The 16,472-nt window shown below is 62.7% G+C and carries 17 protein-coding genes; 7 read left to right on the top strand and 10 right to left on the bottom strand.

Translation table 11 applies throughout. The features are described from left to right. Positions 1–24: 24 nt before the first annotated feature. A complete protein-coding gene (locus AC3ANP_RS00435; RefSeq protein ID WP_488331430.1) occupies positions 25–1,608 on the bottom strand; it encodes an aminopeptidase P family protein in 1,584 nt (527 codons plus the stop codon). A gap of 72 nt (positions 1,609–1,680) precedes the next feature. Here AC3ANP_RS00435 and AC3ANP_RS00430 point away from each other — a divergent pair, with 72 nt between their 5' ends. Together AC3ANP_RS00430 and AC3ANP_RS00425 are read left to right on the top strand one after the other, a co-directional pair. Continuing rightward, entirely contained in the window at positions 1,681–2,526 is an 846-nt protein-coding gene (locus AC3ANP_RS00430; protein ID WP_488331429.1) for a PHP domain-containing protein, read from the top strand. Positions 2,527–2,534: 8 nt separating this feature from the next. Then, positions 2,535–3,143, top strand: a complete 609-nt coding sequence (locus AC3ANP_RS00425) for a MarC family protein (RefSeq protein WP_488333109.1) — start codon at positions 2,535–2,537, stop codon at positions 3,141–3,143. 27 nt (positions 3,144–3,170) lie between these two features. On the opposite strand, the gene AC3ANP_RS00420 is transcribed toward AC3ANP_RS00425, so the two are convergent. Then, complete coding sequence (locus AC3ANP_RS00420; protein ID WP_488331428.1) at positions 3,171–4,043, bottom strand: DNA-methyltransferase; 873 nt, start codon at positions 4,041–4,043, stop codon at positions 3,171–3,173. Positions 4,044–4,050: 7 nt separating this feature from the next. Continuing rightward, positions 4,051–5,781, bottom strand: a complete 1,731-nt coding sequence (locus tag AC3ANP_RS00415; protein WP_488331427.1) for a DEAD/DEAH box helicase — start codon at positions 5,779–5,781, stop codon at positions 4,051–4,053. A 433-nt stretch (positions 5,782–6,214) separates the two neighbouring features. Between AC3ANP_RS00415 and AC3ANP_RS00410 the strand changes: the two genes are divergently transcribed. The 3 genes from AC3ANP_RS00410 to AC3ANP_RS00400 all read left to right on the top strand — a co-directional run bounded on the left by AC3ANP_RS00410 (position 6,215) and on the right by AC3ANP_RS00400 (position 7,839). Further along, positions 6,215–6,901, top strand: coding sequence for a hypothetical protein (locus tag AC3ANP_RS00410; RefSeq protein WP_488331426.1), 687 nt, complete (start codon positions 6,215–6,217; stop codon positions 6,899–6,901). A 425-nt stretch (positions 6,902–7,326) separates the two neighbouring features. Further along, positions 7,327–7,614: a DNA gyrase subunit A gene (locus AC3ANP_RS00405; protein WP_488331425.1), complete on the top strand. Its 288-nt coding sequence runs from the start codon at positions 7,327–7,329 to the stop codon at positions 7,612–7,614. Between the two features lie 36 nt (positions 7,615–7,650). Next, positions 7,651–7,839, top strand: coding sequence for a hypothetical protein (locus tag AC3ANP_RS00400; protein WP_488331424.1), 189 nt, complete (start codon positions 7,651–7,653; stop codon positions 7,837–7,839). 201 nt (positions 7,840–8,040) lie between these two features. Here AC3ANP_RS00400 and AC3ANP_RS00395 read toward each other — a convergent pair whose 3' ends face one another. From AC3ANP_RS00395 to AC3ANP_RS00375, 5 genes are all read right to left on the bottom strand, one after another. Then, positions 8,041–8,436 (bottom strand): VOC family protein, encoded by a 396-nt coding sequence (locus AC3ANP_RS00395; RefSeq protein WP_488331423.1) that lies wholly within the window; start codon positions 8,434–8,436, stop codon positions 8,041–8,043. Continuing rightward, positions 8,433–8,582: a ribbon-helix-helix protein, CopG family gene (locus tag AC3ANP_RS00390; protein WP_488331422.1), complete on the bottom strand. Its 150-nt coding sequence runs from the start codon at positions 8,580–8,582 to the stop codon at positions 8,433–8,435. The genes AC3ANP_RS00395 and AC3ANP_RS00390 overlap by 4 nt, the downstream gene beginning before the upstream one ends. Before the next feature lie 149 nt (positions 8,583–8,731). Beyond that, a complete protein-coding gene (locus tag AC3ANP_RS00385) occupies positions 8,732–9,901 on the bottom strand; it encodes an IS30 family transposase (protein WP_488331421.1) in 1,170 nt (389 codons plus the stop codon). Positions 9,902–9,999: 98 nt separating this feature from the next. After that, on the bottom strand, positions 10,000–10,317 hold the full coding sequence (locus AC3ANP_RS00380) for a hypothetical protein (RefSeq protein WP_488331420.1): 318 nt from the start codon (positions 10,315–10,317) through the stop codon (positions 10,000–10,002). Positions 10,318–10,598: 281 nt separating this feature from the next. Then, a complete protein-coding gene (locus tag AC3ANP_RS00375; RefSeq protein WP_488331419.1) occupies positions 10,599–11,060 on the bottom strand; it encodes a hypothetical protein in 462 nt (153 codons plus the stop codon). Positions 11,061–11,541: 481 nt separating this feature from the next. Here AC3ANP_RS00375 and AC3ANP_RS00370 point away from each other — a divergent pair, with 481 nt between their 5' ends. Further along, positions 11,542–12,231: an SDR family NAD(P)-dependent oxidoreductase gene (locus AC3ANP_RS00370; RefSeq protein ID WP_488331418.1), complete on the top strand. Its 690-nt coding sequence runs from the start codon at positions 11,542–11,544 to the stop codon at positions 12,229–12,231. A gap of 62 nt (positions 12,232–12,293) precedes the next feature. Here the strand turns inward: AC3ANP_RS00370 and AC3ANP_RS00365 are convergent, their stop codons facing one another. Then, on the bottom strand, positions 12,294–12,716 hold the full coding sequence (locus tag AC3ANP_RS00365; protein ID WP_488331417.1) for a GNAT family N-acetyltransferase: 423 nt from the start codon (positions 12,714–12,716) through the stop codon (positions 12,294–12,296). A gap of 2,224 nt (positions 12,717–14,940) precedes the next feature. Then, positions 14,941–15,486, bottom strand: coding sequence for a hypothetical protein (locus AC3ANP_RS00360; protein ID WP_488331416.1), 546 nt, complete (start codon positions 15,484–15,486; stop codon positions 14,941–14,943). A gap of 328 nt (positions 15,487–15,814) precedes the next feature. Here AC3ANP_RS00360 and AC3ANP_RS00355 point away from each other — a divergent pair, with 328 nt between their 5' ends. After that, the gene (locus AC3ANP_RS00355) at positions 15,815–16,414 is read left to right on the top strand and encodes a recombinase family protein (protein WP_488331415.1); all 600 of its coding nucleotides are present in this window, start codon (positions 15,815–15,817) and stop codon (positions 16,412–16,414) included. Positions 16,415–16,472 lie beyond the last annotated feature (58 nt).

The raw sequence follows: 16,472 nt of genomic DNA, 5'->3' as shown, positions 1-16,472 counted from the left end.
CGCCGGCCGGCAGCGGAGCCTGCGTTACGCCAGCGGCGCCTCAAGGTCCTGATAGATCCCCGCCATCCAGGACTCGACGTCGTCGGCCTTGCGGGGGAGCGCGGCGCTGAGGTTGACCGGGCCGTCCGCGGTCATCAGGATGTCGTCCTCGATCCGGACACCGATGCCCCGGTATTCCGCCGGGATGGCGAGGTCTTCGGACTTGAAGTACAGGCCCGGTTCAATCGTGAAGATCATGCCGGGGGTGAGGACGCCGTCCAGGTACAACTCCCGCTTGGCCTGCGCGCAGTCGTGCACGTCCAGGCCAAGGTGGTGGCTGGTGCCGTGCGGCATCCAGCGGCGGTGCTGCTGGCCGTCGGCGCTGATGGCTTCTTCCACGGAGACCGGCAGCAGGCCCCACTCGGCGAGCCGTTCGGCCAGCACGGTGGTGGCCGCGGTGTGGATGTCGCGGAACCTGGTTCCCGGCTGTGCGGCCGCAAAGCCGGCGTCGGCGGCGTCGAGCACGGCCTCGTAGACCTTGCGCTGGATCTCCGAGAACGTGCCGTTGGCGGGCAGGGTACGGGTGATATCGGCAGTGTAGAGGGAATCGGCCTCAACGCCGGCGTCCAGCAACAGCAGCTCGCCGGCGTTGATCTTGCCGGTGTTGCGGGTCCAGTGCAGCACGGTGGCGTTGTTGCCGCCGGCGGCGATGGTGTCGTAGCCGAGTTCGTTGCCTTCCTCGCGGGCGCGGGCGAAGAACGCGCCTTCCACCACGCGCTCGCCACGGCGGTGCGTGAGCGCCCGCGGCAGGGCCTTGACCACCTCGGTGAAGCCCTGCACGGTGGCGGCCACCGCCGTCTTCACCTGTTCGACTTCCCACTCGTCCTTGAGCAGCCGCAGCTCGGACAGTGCCTCGGTGAGCTTCTCATCGAGGGCGTCCAGCACCTCCAGGTCCAGGTTTTCCGGGTCCTTGGCGGTGTTGTAGCGTGCGGTGTCGACCAGCGCGTCGATGTTCTCGTCCACCTTGCGGACCAGCCGGATGGAGATGCCGCCGATTTCCGGGGCGCCCACGTTCTTGGTGATGGCGAGTTCGAGCTCTGCCAGGTCCGCGGTTTCCAGGCCCAGCCGGGCCGTAAATTCGGCGAGGGTCGGCCGGGCGCCGATCCAGAACTCGCCCGAGCGGGAGTCGGCGTAGAACTGCTCGGTGTCGCGGCCGGCCAGCGGGCGGAAATAGAGGGTTGCGCGGTGGTGCCCGCCGTCGTCGCCCTTGCCTTCATCGGTCGGTTCCAGGATCAGCACGGCGTCGGGCTCGTGGTCCAGTCCGAGGCCGGTCAGGTGCGCGAAGCCGGAATGCGGCCGGAAGCGGTAGTCGCAGTCGTTGGAGCGGATCTTCAACGGCCCGGCAGGAATGACCAGTCGTTCGCCTTTGAACAGCTCGGAGACGGCCCGCCGCCGGCCGGCGGCGTGGCCGGCGACGGCGTCCCGCTCCGGCAGTTCGTCCGGGGCCGGGGCCCAGTTGCTGGCCATGAACGCCTTGAAGGCGTCGGAGCTGGGCCGCTGCGAGCGGTTGTTGACGCGCTCCTCGAGTGGCTGGGACGTGGAGACCTGGGTGTTATCTGCATCATTCACCCGTCCATCGTCTCACCAGCGCTGCGGCTTAGGCCAACAACCCGCTCCGACCCGATCTACTAGGCTGGACAGGTGAGAATTGACCTGCACGCCCATTCGAACGTCTCGGACGGCACCCAGACGCCCGCGGACGTGCTCGCGTCGGCCGCGGCCGCGGGGCTGGACGTCGTTGCCCTGACCGACCACGACTCCACTGACGGCTGGCCGGAGGCTTCCGCCGCCGCCCGCGAACTCGGGGTCGCGCTGGTCCCGGGCATGGAGATCTCCTGCCGGACCAGCGAAGGCATCACGGTGCACCTGCTCAGCTACCTGCACGACCCGGACCACCCCGGACTGCTGGCGGAGATCACCAAGTCCAAGGACGCCCGTTTCACCCGCGCCGAGCGCATGGTCAGCCTGCTCGCCGAGGACTACCCGCTGAGCTGGGACGACGTGATCCACCACGTGGCACCGGGCGCGACGCTGGGCCGCCCGCACATCGCCGATGCCCTCGTCGCGGCCGGCGTCGTCGCGGACCGCAGCGAGGCTTTCGAAACGATCCTGACCTCACGGTCCCGCTACTGGGTGCAGCATTATGCGCCGGACCCCGCGTACGCCGTCGAACTGGTCCGTGACGCGGGCGGGGTGCCCGTGTTCGCGCACCCGGTGGCCTCCTCCCGGGGACGGATCGTGGGGGAGGACACCTATCGCGAAATGATCGACGCCGGGCTGGCCGGGCTGGAGATCGACCACCGGGACAACCCGGAGGAGGGCCGTGCCTTCCTCCGCCGCCTCGCCGGACGGCACGGCCTGCTGGTGACCGGGTCCTCCGACTACCACGGCGCCGGGAAACCGAACCTGCTGGGGGAGAACCTCACCGCTCCGGAGGTGTTCGCCCGGATTGAGGAACTGGGCACCGGGTCCCCGGTGGTGCGCTGATGGAGTGGATTGACCTTCAGTTCCTGGCCTCTGTGATCGTCACGCTGTTCGTCATCATGGACCCGCCCGGCACGGTGCCGATCTTCATGTCGCTGACGGCGCAGATGAACACCAGGGACCGCAACAGCTCGGCGCTGCAGGCGCTCCTGGTGGCGACCGGCGTGATCGTGGCGTTCGCGATTTTCGGGCAGTCCATCCTGAACTACATGCATATCTCGCTGGCCGCCCTGCAGGGAGCGGGCGGGCTGCTCCTGGTGCTGATCGCGCTGCAGCTGCTGACCGGTTCGACCAGCGGCGAAGAAAACGCCGCGAAGTACAAAAATGTCGCGTTTGTGCCGCTGGGGACGCCGCTGATGGCCGGTCCGGGCGCGATCGTGGCGGTGATGGTGTTTGTGCAGCGCTCGAGCACCATGGCGCAGTACCTCGCCGTCGGCCTCGGGATCGCGGTCACGCTCGCGTCCCTCTACCTGGCGATGCGCTTTGCCGGCCTGGTGCAGCGCGTGCTGGGGGAGAACGGCGTCGAGCTGGTCACCCGGATCGCCGGGCTGCTGCTCTCCGCGATCGCGGTGCAGATGATCGCCGACGCCGTGCATTCATTCGTCAAGAGCTGGACCTGACGCCGCGCTGAGCGCGGAGGGCTCGGGCTAGCTGTCCGGCAGGGCCGTGAAGTCCGCGTGCGGGCCGAGCCGTTTGGCCATGACGTCGATGGCGGCCTGGTTCTGGTCCACGCAGACGAACTTCCGGCCCAGCTTCGCCGCGACGGCGCCGAGCGTGCCGGAGCCGGCGAAGAAGTCCAGGCACCAGTCGCCGGGGCGGCTGGAGGCAGCCACGACCCGCCGGATCAGGCCTTCGGGCTTCTGCGTCGGGTAGCCGGTCTTCTCCTTGCCGGTAGGCGAGACGATGGTGTGCCACCAGACGTCCGTGGGCAGTTTGCCCAGTTCGCGCTTCGCCGGCGTGACGAGCCCCGGCGCCATGTACGGTTCGCGGTCCACCTCGGCGCTGTCGAAGTGGTACTTCGCCGGGTTCTTCACGTACACGAGGATGTTGTCGTGCTTGGTGGGCCAGCGGAACTTGGCGCGGGCGCCGTAGTCGTAGGCCCAGATGATCTCGTTGAGGAAGCACTCCCGGCCGAAGATCGCATCCAGCATGACCTTGGCGTAGTGCACCTCGCGGTAGTCAAGGTGCAGGTACAGGGTGCCGTCGTCGGCCAGCAGCCGCCAGGCTTCGACCAGCCGCGGCTCCAAAAAGGACCAGTAGTCGCTGAACGCGTCGTCGTAGCTGTGCAGCGCGCCCTTGATGGTGTCGTAGGAGCGGCCCTTGAAGCCGACCCGGTCGCCCGCGCCCCCGGTGTTGAACACCATCTTGGTTTCCTGGCGCTTCTGCACCCGCCCGGTGTTGAAGGGCGGGTCCACGTAAATCAGGGTGAAGGCGCCGTCCGGCAGCGACGGGAGGTAGTCAGCGTTGTCCGCATGCACCACCAGGTTGCTGCCGTCCGGCGCCCAGACGGACTCAGTCATTAACGGGTTAGGCCTCGGCGCTGCGTGCCGGTGTGCCGGCCTGGTTGTCGCCGGTTACCACTTCGCCGTTGTGGCGGCGCGTGCGGGTGCGGCGGCGGGCCCGGGTTGCCCGGTCGACCTCGGTCGGGGCACTGGTCCTTGCCGCCGGGGCGGTTGCCTCAGCGGGGCCCGCGGCGGTTTCCTTCTCCGGGGTACGACGACGCCGCTCACCGGAGCGTCCGCTGTCGCGCGAGCCGGAGCGTCCGCCGTCCCGGCCGGCTTCGCGGGAGCCACGGCCGGCGTCCCGTCCGCTGGTCTTGGCCGCCTCCCGTCCGCTGCTGTGGCCGCTGCTTTGCCCGCCGGAGCGGGGGTGCTTCTTGCCGGTCTCGCCGAGGTCCTCGAGGACTTCGGCGTCGACGCCGGCGAGCACCCGCTTGTCGCGGGGCAGTCGGCCCTTGGTTCCCGCCGGGATGTCGAGTTCCTCAAACAGGTGCGGGGAGGAGGAGTAGGTCTCAACCGGCTCGGGGTAGTTCAGGCCGAGGGCCTTGTTAATCAGGCCCCAGCGGGGCATGTCGTCCCAGTCGACGAAGGTCACGGCGGTGCCTTTGTTGCCGGCCCGGCCGGTGCGGCCAACCCGGTGCAGGTAGATTTTCTCGTCTTCGACGCACTGGTAGTTGATGACGTGCGTGACGTCGTCGACGTCGATGCCGCGGGCCGCGACGTCGGTGGCGACGAGGACGTCAACCTTGTTGTTGCGGAAGGCGCGCAGGGCCTGCTCGCGGGCGCCCTGGCCGAGGTCGCCGTGGATGGCGGCGGCGGCGAAACCGCGGTCAACGAGTTCCTCGGCAACCTTCGCGGCGGTGCGCTTGGTCTTGGTAAAGATGATGGTCCGGCCGCGTCCGCGGGCCTGCAGGATGCGGGCCACCACCTCGACCTTGTCCATGCTGTGGGCGCGGTAGATGAGCTGGCGGATGTCGCGCTTGGTCAGGCCCTCGTCCTCCGGATCGGCCGCACGGATGTGGGTTGGCTTGGTCATGTAGCGGCGCGCCATCGCGACCACCGGACCGGGCATCGTGGCCGAGAACAGCATGGTCTGGCGGACGGCGGGGGTACCGGCGATCAGGGTCTCGACGTCCGGTAGGAAGCCGAGGTCCAGCATCTCGTCAGCCTCGTCGAGGATGACCATCTTCACGTTCTTGAGGACCAGGTGCTTCTGCTTGTACAGGTCGATCAGGCGCCCGGGGGTGCCGACGACGATCTCGACGCCCTGCTGCAGTGATTCAATCTGGGGCTCGTAGGCGCGGCCGCCGTAGATCGTACTGATGCGGGCGTTGCGCTTGCGGGCAGCGTTCTGCAGGTCGCTGGCGACCTGCACCGCGAGTTCACGGGTCGGCACGATCACGAGGGCCTGCGGCGCGCCGGGGGCGGGCAGCGCGGCAAAGCCGGCGTCTTCGCGTCCGACGACCCGTTGCAGGGCCGGGATGCCGAAGCCGAGGGTCTTGCCGGTGCCCGTTTTGGCCTGGCCGATGATGTCGTGGCCGCTAAGGGCGACCGGCAGCGTCATGGCCTGGATCGGGAACGGGTGGGTGATGCCGGCGTCGGCGAGGGATTCCACAATGTCGGCGCGGACGTTGTAGTCGGCGAACGACTTCTCCGCAATGGCGTGCGGGGTCTCGGTCGAAATGATGGTCTCTTCCGGGTCGATCGATTCCAGGCCGGATTCGTCGGTCAGAAGCTGGTGCGTGTGCAATTCACTCACGGGGGAGTTTCCTTATTCATTTTGGGCTGCGCTGCTTGCTCAACGGGGCCGGCGCGGGGGCCGTTCCGGAGCACGCCCAGGCGCGCGAGCAGGTCCAGTGGAAGCCGATCGCGGGCTATCTGAATGCTGGCACTGGGACCAGCGGGTGTATCTCAAGATCGCGTAGGGGCGGGCTTGTTGAATTTCGAAAAACATGGAAATCAACGACCGGGCATCCATTACTACCCTTCCAGTCTAGCGGCTCGTCGTCCCAACGCCCGACCGCTGCCGCTATGCGGCGCGGCACCGCGGCGGCAGGGGCAACTGCCGGGCCGCCAGCTGTCATGTTTCGGAGTCGTCTGCACGGCGTTGTATGGCGAACCCTGACCGAAACTTTTGGGGCCTGAAACTCAATCCCATTTACAGGCACCCTCGTTTGATTCATATTCGAGGCATGAGACTAGCTGGCATCCTCCCCGAAGACGCCCCCGACCCCAGTGCCGAATGGGCCGAGCGGCTGAAACTGATGCCCATTCCGGTGATGGGCCTCGCGCCTCAACCATCGTTGGAGGACACCGACAGCGTTGGTGTGACCTATGGCCAAGATGATCGTGGGTACAGCGAAATGACGGCGAGCATCACCTATACGCTCTGGCGTAACCCGGATGATCGCTCGGACCCGGTAAACCTCGCGGACCTCAACGAGGCGACACGCAGATCGATTGAGGAAGTTCCTCCCTGGCCGCGGCCCCCTTGGCTGCTCGAGTATGTGGAGCGACTGCGTTATCCGCAGCTGTGGGAGGCCGTGCGAACCACCTGGCACCGCGAGCCGTCCGAGCGGTCTTCGGTTCGAAGCCTGTTGGTTGACCATGTCAACCACATCCTCATGAACCAGTACCGGCAGGAGCTCTGGCCCGGCAGCAACCCGTGGGGCCAGCACGCACCCGCAGTTACCGGCCGGATGGTCAACGGCCAGGCCAGGACCGTCATCAACGGAGTCGACGTGCCCGGTGCAGAGATCGATACGGACCCGTTCGTGTACGGTATCGGAGCCCAACTGGCAGGCGGCGGCGTCGTGACCGCAGTGCTTCCACGCGCAGAGCTCAAACGAATCCAGGTCCAGTTCACGACCCGGAGCTAATGGGCACACCACAACGTCAGGAAGCGGAACCTTTACCCTCGCGCCCGCCGGGCCGTGCCAATGAACGATACTCCGGTTTCCCTCGGTCACTTCGACTGAGGCGAGCTGAGTATCCCCGGCCAGCTCCCCACTCAGCGTGCTGGCCGCATGAGAGATCGTTCCGCCCGCAGGCGCAGCTTCAGGACTGACCAGTGAGCCAGTAGGCGGTTGGATTGGCGTTGGCTCTTGCCTGGGGGGCTGTGCAGCTTCGCCGGCCCGACCCGCAGGCCCCGTTCCGGCGCAAGACGTGGCGAAAGGAGAGAAGCCGAGCAGGACGCCCGTTAGGCGCCTGACCATCGGGCGCACGGCTCCAAGAATTTTCCAGACCGCGTCCCGCAGCGCGTTCCTCATCCAGACGCGTACGTCGTGCATGGAAGAATCGCAACATGAATGCGGAGCAGCGGAGGCGGGCTGAGGACACCCTGAGAGTCGTGGACGCCATCGTGAAGGCGACGGATCGACGGGAGGAAGTCTTCGCCGTGGTGGAGGATTCAGAGGACCAAGGCGAAGCAATCCGTCGTCTGATGGAACTACTGGAGCTGGACGAAATGTGCTCCCGGGTAGTCCTGGACATGCAAGTCAAAGGGTTCACTCGCGAACGGCGACGGCTTATTGCTGCTCACGCGGAAGAAATCAGATCGAGCCTGTCCTCTGGCGGGGAGCCTCAGCGGTGACCTTGCTTTCCCTGCCCCAGTGGGTAGGCTCGCCGCATGGGGACCAAGAGCAGGACCAGGACATTTGCCATTCTTGCGGGGCTGTCCGTGGCGGCGTTCACGCTGTTTTCTGCCCTCTGGGTGAACGGGAACATACCCGTCAACGGCGCCATTGCCATTTCGCTGGTTCTCGGTGTGACGACTTTCCTGGCGATGAGTAGGAGTACTGCGGGGAAGTCCAGCTAGACCAGAGTGCTCCGCAATGTAACCGTCTTCACGGCCGGTTTCCTGCCGTTAACTCTGCTCTGGCGTTCCATCAGCGTCGTGCCATCTGTGCTTATCGGCGTCATGGCGATTGAGTTGCCTTCACCCCGGGGACGGCCCAGCAGCGCCGTCCCCGGAAGGCCCTCGAGCATGAGGCGGGTCTACCACTTTGTGTGGCGCGAGCTACTTCAGGGCCGCAGATTCCCGAATCTCGTAGCTGAGGTTGCTGAATTCCTCGTCTACCTCGTTCACCTGGATGAGGTATCCGTCGGGGTCCTGGACTGTGAGGTAGCGGCCGAAGGTTTCGTCCATGATGTCGGATGGCTTGTAACCAGCGTCTTTGAGCCGCTTGGCGGTGAATTCCAGCTTTTCCTCAGTTGTGAATTGCAGTGCCACGGCTCCGGCCTCTGCCTGGGTGGTTGCCGTTTCAGCGATGTGGAGCCCTAGCTGACCGCCGTCGCCGCGCATGTCCGCCCAGGTTCCACTTGTTGCTGCAGCATTTTCGAACAGGCCCAGTGTGGAATAGAACCGATTTGCGAGCTCGATGTTCCGCACGAAACGAATTGGTGTGACTTTCATTTGCTCGAACCTTCCTTGTTTAGAGCCTGAGTTAGTGCCTCTTCTACAAACGATGACAGTGACAATCCACGCTCGATAGCGGCGTGCTTCACCTGTTTGACCAGCTGTGGCGGCAGGTAGACATTGAACTGCGTTTTATCGGCCATAGCTAGGATGCTAGCAATCTAGCCCTGCCGGGGCAAGGGCTTGATGAGTATTGCCTCAAGACTTGGTTCATGTGCGCCAGCGGTTTGCGCCGCTTTAGAGCGCCCAGGAACGTAAGCCGGTTCGTATGGGGAACGGCGGATTCAGGCGGTCATTGCAACAGGAGTCCTTCGATCAATTCGATCGGTTTTCTGAACTCTAGTCTTTTCCGTGGCCGGTCGTTGAGCTCCTGTGCGACCCAGTCGAGGTCTTCGGCGCTGTGGATGCTCAGGTCCGTGCCTTTCGGGAAGTACTGGCGCAGCAGGCCATTCGTGTTTTCGTTGATGCCGCGCTGCCACGGTGAGTGCGGGTCGCAGAAGTAGATGTCGATGCCGGCGTCCATTTTCACGGTTTTCCAGTCCTGCATTTCGATGCCCTGGTCCCAGGTAAGGGAATGCCTCAGCGCCTCGGGGAGCGTCTTGATCTTGGCAGCCAGGGCGTCACGCATTTGTTCAGCTTTGTACCCGTCCGGCAGATGAACGAGCATCGTGTAGTTGGTGGTTCTCTCCACGAGGGTCCCGATCGCGGACTGGTTGCCTTTGCCGATGATGAGGTCGCCCTCCCAATGCCCCGGCACCGCACGGTCCTTAACCTCGGGCGGGCGTTCGGAGATATTGATCATCCCCGGGATCCGGTTCTTCCGCTGGCCGGCCTTCCTGCAGGGCTGCCTGAGCGCACGTCCGGTGCGTAAACACGCGGCCAGATCACGGTTCAGCGCTCCGCGGGACTGAACGTAGAGGGACTGGTAAATGGTCTCAGGTGACACCCGCATCTCCGGCTCATCGGGAAACTCAACCCGCAGGCGTCCTGCGATCTGCTCCGGCGAGTACTTCTTTTTCAGGTCCTCTTCCACCTTCGCACGCAACACCGCGTTCGTGTGCAGTTTCGCCGGTTTCGGCCGCGAAGCCCGCTCATACGCCAGAGCATGAGCCGACGTCGCCCGGTAAGGCAACCCCGCCACCGAATTGCGCCGCAGCTCCCTGGACACCGTCGAGGCCGACCTGCCGATCACGGCCCCGATCCGGCGCAGCGACTGTCCCTGGGCGCGCAGCACCGCGATCTCCTCACGCTGGGCGAAGGTCAGGCACCTGCCCTTCAGATCCCGGCCCCGGCGTGGCCTGACACCCCCGGCCTCGGCCAGGACCCGGCGCCCGGTCCGCCGGCTCGTATTGATCGGCACAACCGCGTCAGTGATGAAATCACCGGCCTGCATCCCGGCCCAAAACAGCTGCAAAAGATCCGGCCTTACGTAAATCGAATACCTCGCCACGACAACACCCATCCGCTAAGTGTTGCAATCACCGCAAGAACCCAAGGAACCTTGAACGGACACCGCCCGGCACCTTGGAGTCCGTCTACGTCACCCCCACGTCGGCCTTCCTACCCTGACCGCCGGTAGACCCGGAGCCGCAATCCCCAGTAGAGGCCCGCCACAGCCAGGGGAAAGGCGACAACAGCGACCACGTGCCGGATGAGGCTGGTGGGCTCGATCAGGGCGGCCCCGCCTACCAGGACAGCGGGCGCCGCCACGAAGGCAATAACCCAGCGAGGATGCCTCATAGTAACGGACCATGCAACGGCCGCCAGGGATGCCAGCGCTCCGGCGAAGATGTAGAGTCCACCAACCCTCAGATCCTCAACAAGTGCAGGATCTGGCATGAAGCCGAAGAACATGGCACGCCAGAGCCCTATGCTCATGAGAACGATGGAGGCGACAATGAGGGCCGCCCAAAGAATCAATCCGGGCCAGCTTCCCCGCTTTGCCGCTGGAGGCTCTTGTCTCATGGCATCGTCGTGCCTTCTGGAACGGATTGGACTGCGCAGGAGGACAACGCAATACCTAGGCTGGCCACCGCAAACGCGGCAGCTGTGAAAATCCGGATCTCCATATGCCCCCAATGGCCAGTGTTGAGGCAATAGTACGCGGAAGGGAAAACGACTCAGGGCTGCAGGAAAGACTGTCCTATAACACGAACCTTCTACGGCACGATCTTCCTAGTTTGCTGCTCGACTCTCCATGTTTGGACCAAATAGCTCTCGACAACTTCCGTGGCCACCAGATCCCTCATGCGGCTCCGACCATTCGCCTGGATCCGAAACCTGTAGACCGACGGTTCCTCGATGGTGCCAATGTTGAGCACATCACCCATCGTCGGACCATAAAGATTCACCGTGCCCGGGGGTAACTCAAAGTCGAAGTCTTCCCAGGCATCTTCCCAATTATCCGTCGTGTCCTCTGCAGGCTCAGCCGGCAAGACCTCAATCTGTACTTCGACGGGCCCCCTGTTGATGCCGGTTTCAAAGAGAATGTCGTCAAATTCCCGTGCCTCATCGTGGCCACGGGCTGCCATGGCCTCGGCCAGCGTTCTGGGCGGCGGAACAACATCAAGAACCACCGAACCTTCTGCGGCGTATACAACTCCAGTTTTAGACACCATCATGACCCGATCCTAAGTCTCGAAATGAAGGAGGGTTGCCCTGAAAACGAACCCTGACCGGTCATTTCAACGCATTCGGGCGGTCGGCTTTCCTGAATCTAGTGCATTCCATTGCTGCGGGATTATGCTTCGGCCAAGGGACACAATAGCGATCGGGCGATGCCAAACTGGACGTTTTGGCTGTGGGTGGCTGCTGCAGCCATCTCACTCGGTTTGGGCGTCACCTGGATAGTTAGAAACTTCAGCCCGATAGCTCCAGATGCCTTGGCTGTCCCGGCCGCCTGTGTCGTCGTCTTGGTGACGGCAGTGGCCGTATCGTCTCGCAGAAGCGAACGTAGGTTGAGCGATAGGGCCCGTTCCACTCCTGTCGAGTCGGGGCGCGAGTAAGGCAGTCCGAAGGCAATTGAGCGTTCCGGTTTAGGAACGATCTGCGGGACACTCGCAAGCGCAGCGCCGGTACTCGTGTGACGACTAGCCTGAAGGGATGAAGAAGCTGGCTGTCATCACGGGTGCCAATCGAGGACTTGGGCGTTCCTTGGTGCAAGAGTTCTCGGAGTCCGGTTGGAACGTCATCGCCATCACGCGCTCACCCGAGGTCCTGGAAGCCGGAGCCGGATCTACGGACGTCGTAACGGTCCAGCAGGATGTGCGGTTCGAGGCCGGCCCTGAGCTAGCTGAAGCTCTGAACGGTCGCCCAGTGGACTTGCTCACTAATAACGCCGCACAGGGAGCGCCTCATGCGGAGCTGGGAACTATCCGGGCTGACGGGGTCCTCAACGCCGTCGATGTGAACGTCGCTGGTCCGCTGCGCCTGGTGCAGTTCCTGTTGCCGAACCTGCTTGAGGCCCCTGATCCGATCATCGTCAACGTGTCGTCGCGACTAGGGTCACTTGCGGCCCAGGCAAACCGTGACTTCTCCGGTCTGTCGACGAGTTACGCCTATAAAATTTCGAAAGCCGCTCAGAACATGCTGACCGTCTCCCTAGCCCAGGACCTTCATGGCCGTATCCGCTGCTGGGCAGTTCACCCCGGCAAGCTGGCAACAGCCATGGGTCAGGCTGACGCGTCCAAGGATCCGAGATCGGCCGCTCGTCAGATGCGCGAGCTCGTTGACTCAGGGGACCGGGCGTCGCCACGCTTCTGTTCCCTTGGCGAGCAGGATCTCCGCTGGTAGCAAGATTAGGCAGCGGCCCCTGATCAAGGTCCGCAACGGGATCCTTTAGCGCACGTAGGTAGTCAGTCGAATCTGATGAAAGCCCTGACCGATCCTCCTTGAAACTCCTCGGTCTGGGTGTAGCCGAGCGCTTCATAGAACGCTTTCTGCTTCGGCTCGTCGTCGGTGATTAGGACTTTCTGACGCACATGCGGGTACTGTTCGAGCGCTCGTTCAGCGAGGGCTCGTCCTATACCTCGTCTGTGATGGGACGGTCGAACGAGGATGTCCTGGAGGTAGCAAATGGAAGCACCATCGGAAATGACGCGCGCTAGTCCAACCAGCGTCTGGCCATCGTGAGCGGCAATGAGGGTGGAAGATCCTTCCAGGGCTCTTACTAGATTGTCAGGGTCCTTCGTGTAGGCAAGCCATTCCACCGCACGGTACAACTCAAGGACTTCGCTGAGTGGCAGGTCGTTGGCCTTCACTACTTTGATGGTGGTCATGCACCATCAAAACACGCAGCGAAGACATTGGTGTGGCTACGACCTGCATGCCCGTAGACCGACCCTTGTCGGGCGTTGGCTCGGCTATTGATTACCCAAAGCGACAATGTGGTTAATGTGGCAACCGGACAATCCAGTTGACCAACAATCCAGCGACAACAACGACCGGAAGTAACGCCCGCAACGGCCGCTCGCGTTGAAAAAGGGCAACAAGCCCGAAGCCAGCACCAACTAAAACTGTCGCTCCCGAAAGTAGAACCAGCAGCCCAAAGATCAGCGAAGTATTCTCAACCTCTCTGCACGACGCAACCCCTGCCGGATAGCCATACTCCGGCGGGCACTGAATCCAGAAGGCTTGCGCGCAGTATGCGGGAACCCCGATAGCCAGAGCAATTACCCCAAGCAGCAGCGCCTTCGTACCGAACTTTCTACGTTCACCGCAATATCTCCCATTCCCCATCCCGAGAACCCTACGGCAATGACGCTTCTTGGCCGTAAGCGGGTGGCCCGCAGGACGGCGCTCCCACGTTCGATGGACGATACTCCGGCGGGCACTGAATCCAGAAGGCTTGCGCGCAGTATGCGGGAACCCCGATAGCCAGAGCAATTACCCCAAGCAGCAGCGCCTTCGTACCGAACTTTCTACGTTCACCGCAATATCTCCCATTCCCCATCCCGAGAACCCTACGGCAATGACGCTTCTTGGCCGTAAGCGGGTGGCCCGCAGGACGGCGCTCCCACGTTCGATGGACGATCCTAATGGGACAGGAGAGCAGCCGGGCATCAGCTGGGGCCTTTCCGTTGAGTCAAAGTCAAAATTGATCGGATCGAAACTAGAGGTTCAGACTGGACCCCTATTCTTGTAACCCGCGTATCGGGACAATCAGGGCATGGGACGTTCGAAAGAGATGGGCCGGTTCACTGCAGCTGGCGTCCTGCTTTTCTCCCTCACTGTGACCGCTTGCGGAAGCGCTGGCAATAGCGGGCAGGAAGAATGGCACCAACAGCCGCCACTGCCGTCTGCAGAGCCTTCCCCCGAAGTTAGTGAGGGTACAGAAATAGCCGACCGAAGCGAGTGCCGGGAGACAGTCCAGGGTCCGACGGATTCAACAGAATCGGGCGCTCCTTCCCCTGATTCTGCAACTGCATCCAGCTGCGGCACAAGATTCGTCCCGCTGACCGAGGAACAGATGCGTAACGCCACTCCTGCACCGATGCGCCTTCAACAAATCGCCCCCACCGAAGGCAACTCTGCAGATTCGCAGGTCACGACGCCGAAAGAGGGAGAGCAGCGAGAGTGGACCCCCGAACGTATGAGAAGTGCCTCTCCGGAACCAATGCCCGGGGTTCCCTAACGCTCGGATAGCCGTCGTGAGGCGCGAGGGTCCCGTAGAGGGTTCCTTCACCGGACGCTACTTACGGTCCTTTGCCAACCGCTTAGGAATCCTGTGCTGGATTGGTGAGACACCGTTCATTGAGGAGCGCTAGGCTTGCACGGCTTGCGGCCAGCTGGAGCGTTATGTCGTCTGAGCTGATGGTCATCACGAGCCCTCCGGGAAAAACAGTCCAGGGGGCTTTTACGGGCTCTCCAATGGCTGTGGGAGCTGCGTAGATTTCCAGTGGCCCGGCAAGAGGTCCGCTCTCGCTTGCACCCAGCTGGAAGATTAGTCGGTTTGGCTCTGCTCTTGCATAGCCTCGGGCCCATCTACTCCGCAGTCCCGATCCGGGCTCTCTGTGAGCACATTCGAAAAGCCCTCGTTCCGCGTCTTGAGCTGCTCGCTTCTTTCGCAGGGGAGCAATGAAAATGAGCTGGATGGCAGTTATAAGGACGACGCCAGCCGTAATAACGATGACCAAGGTAATCCACCAGCCCAAGACGGCCTGCAAAGGGACAAAGATGATGCCGGCCAAGACGACCAGCGGCAAGGAACCGAAGGCATCGTATGGCCGTTCCAGCCGGCTCCTCGGTGTTGGTTCCAAGTCCGGTTCGCGCATGGGAAACCCGCTTCCTGTGATTTCGGGAGTCTAATCACCAGGATGGTCTCTTGATAAGGCCGGTCGTGATGGGGGGCGAGCGAGGCTGCCTGCCCCTGTAAGGCTGCCCGTAGCCCGCAGTTTTCCAGCCACCCCAAACGCCCGATTGTGGATCCCTTACCGGACACAGACGCGACGCCTAGCAGGGAATAGGTGATCCTATGGACAAGTTCGACAGGACCGAGCTAGTTCAGTCACCGTTCAGGGCTCGTTCGGTGAGCAGGTTCAGGCTGGATGCCGATGCAGCCAGTTCAATGTTTCCCTTGTTCGTACTCAGAACAATGACGCTTCCTTTCGGGAAAACCGTCCATGGTGCTTTTACCCCGTCGCGCACAAGCCGTGGTTCTGAATAGATTTCGACTGGACCGCCCACGGAACCGGTGAGGCCCGTCTTCGCTTGAAATAGCACTTTGCCTGGCTCTGCCTTCACGTACCCTAACGCCCATTTTCGTTTGAGCGCTGATCCTTCCTCACGATGCGCGCATTCAAAGAGTCCTTGCTCCGCGTCCAGCGCAACCCGTTTTCTCTTCATCGGCCGTAAGAGCACTTCAACTAGCCGTAGTGCCGCGAAACCTGCCAGAAAGACGGTAGCCAAGGCGGGCCAAAATCCTATCGATTCCTCTAGAGGTGAAAACAGCGACACAAGAATTGCGATCAAGAGGTAGCTGGGAACATTGGCGTCTTGCAGCTTCTCAACCCATCCTCTAGGCGCGGGACTCAGGTCTTGTTGTCGCATCCGTGCCCGTCCTTCTTTCGGGTCGTCCAGAAATTGGCCTCCCGCTTTGCCAGCTCGTCGCTGTCGAAGCGTGCATCCGGGGACCTTCTCCTGTATTTGTCCAAAGCCTAGCCCTACCAGTCAACGTGCCCACGGCATGATGTTCGCCCACTCTTGTTCGGTCAAATGCGGCCTTAGGCTTCCACTTAGCATCGTCCCGTAAGCCGGTCCTCCACCGGTCGCACACGTCGCTGAACTGCGTCATTGCGAGCAAGAGTCCGTCGGCGTCCCGTAAGACCCGTCCTGTGACTTGACCGGCGAGGGGGTGCTATGTGACACACTGTTTTCCATGTCGAAAATACTGGTCGGCTACGCGCGCGTGTCTACCGAGGCGCAAGACCTCAGTGCGCAGCGTGATGCCCTCGCTGCCTTAGGCGTTGAGGCTGAACGAATTTATGTTGACCACGGCTTTACTGGCACAAACAAGAATCGGGCCGGACTCCGCGAAGCTCTGGCCGCGTGTCGGGCGGGGGATACCTTCGTCGTCACGAAACTTGACCGCCTTGCCCGCTCAGTCCGGGATGCCCACGAAATTGCAGATGATCTCGCTAAGCGCGGAATCAAACTCAGCATTGGTGGATCCGTTCATGACCCCACTGACCCAATGGGCAAACTGCTGTTTAACGTGTTGGCGATGATCTCCGAGTTCGAAGCCGACCTCATCCGCATGCGCACCCGTGAAGGGATGAAGGTTGCCAAGGCCAAGGGCCGGCTACGAGGGAAACAACCGAAACTCACCGTCAATCAGGAAATCCACCTCCTCGAACTGCACGCTGCGGGGAAACACAGCAAGGCAGAGCTGGCCGAGCTGTTTAGCGTCGGTCGCTCCACTGTTTACCGGGCAATTGAACGCGGGCAACGCAGGGCGGCAGAACCAAAACGCCCCTGATAATCAGGGTGCAAGAAGTATTGAACAAGAGCTGCGAATCGTGCACGGAGTGCTGAAA

The sequence above is a fragment of the Arthrobacter sp. JB02-1C genome, assembly GCF_057748045.1.
Note: the sequence above shows the minus strand (reverse complement) of the source record. Positions and strands in the feature narration are given on the sequence as shown.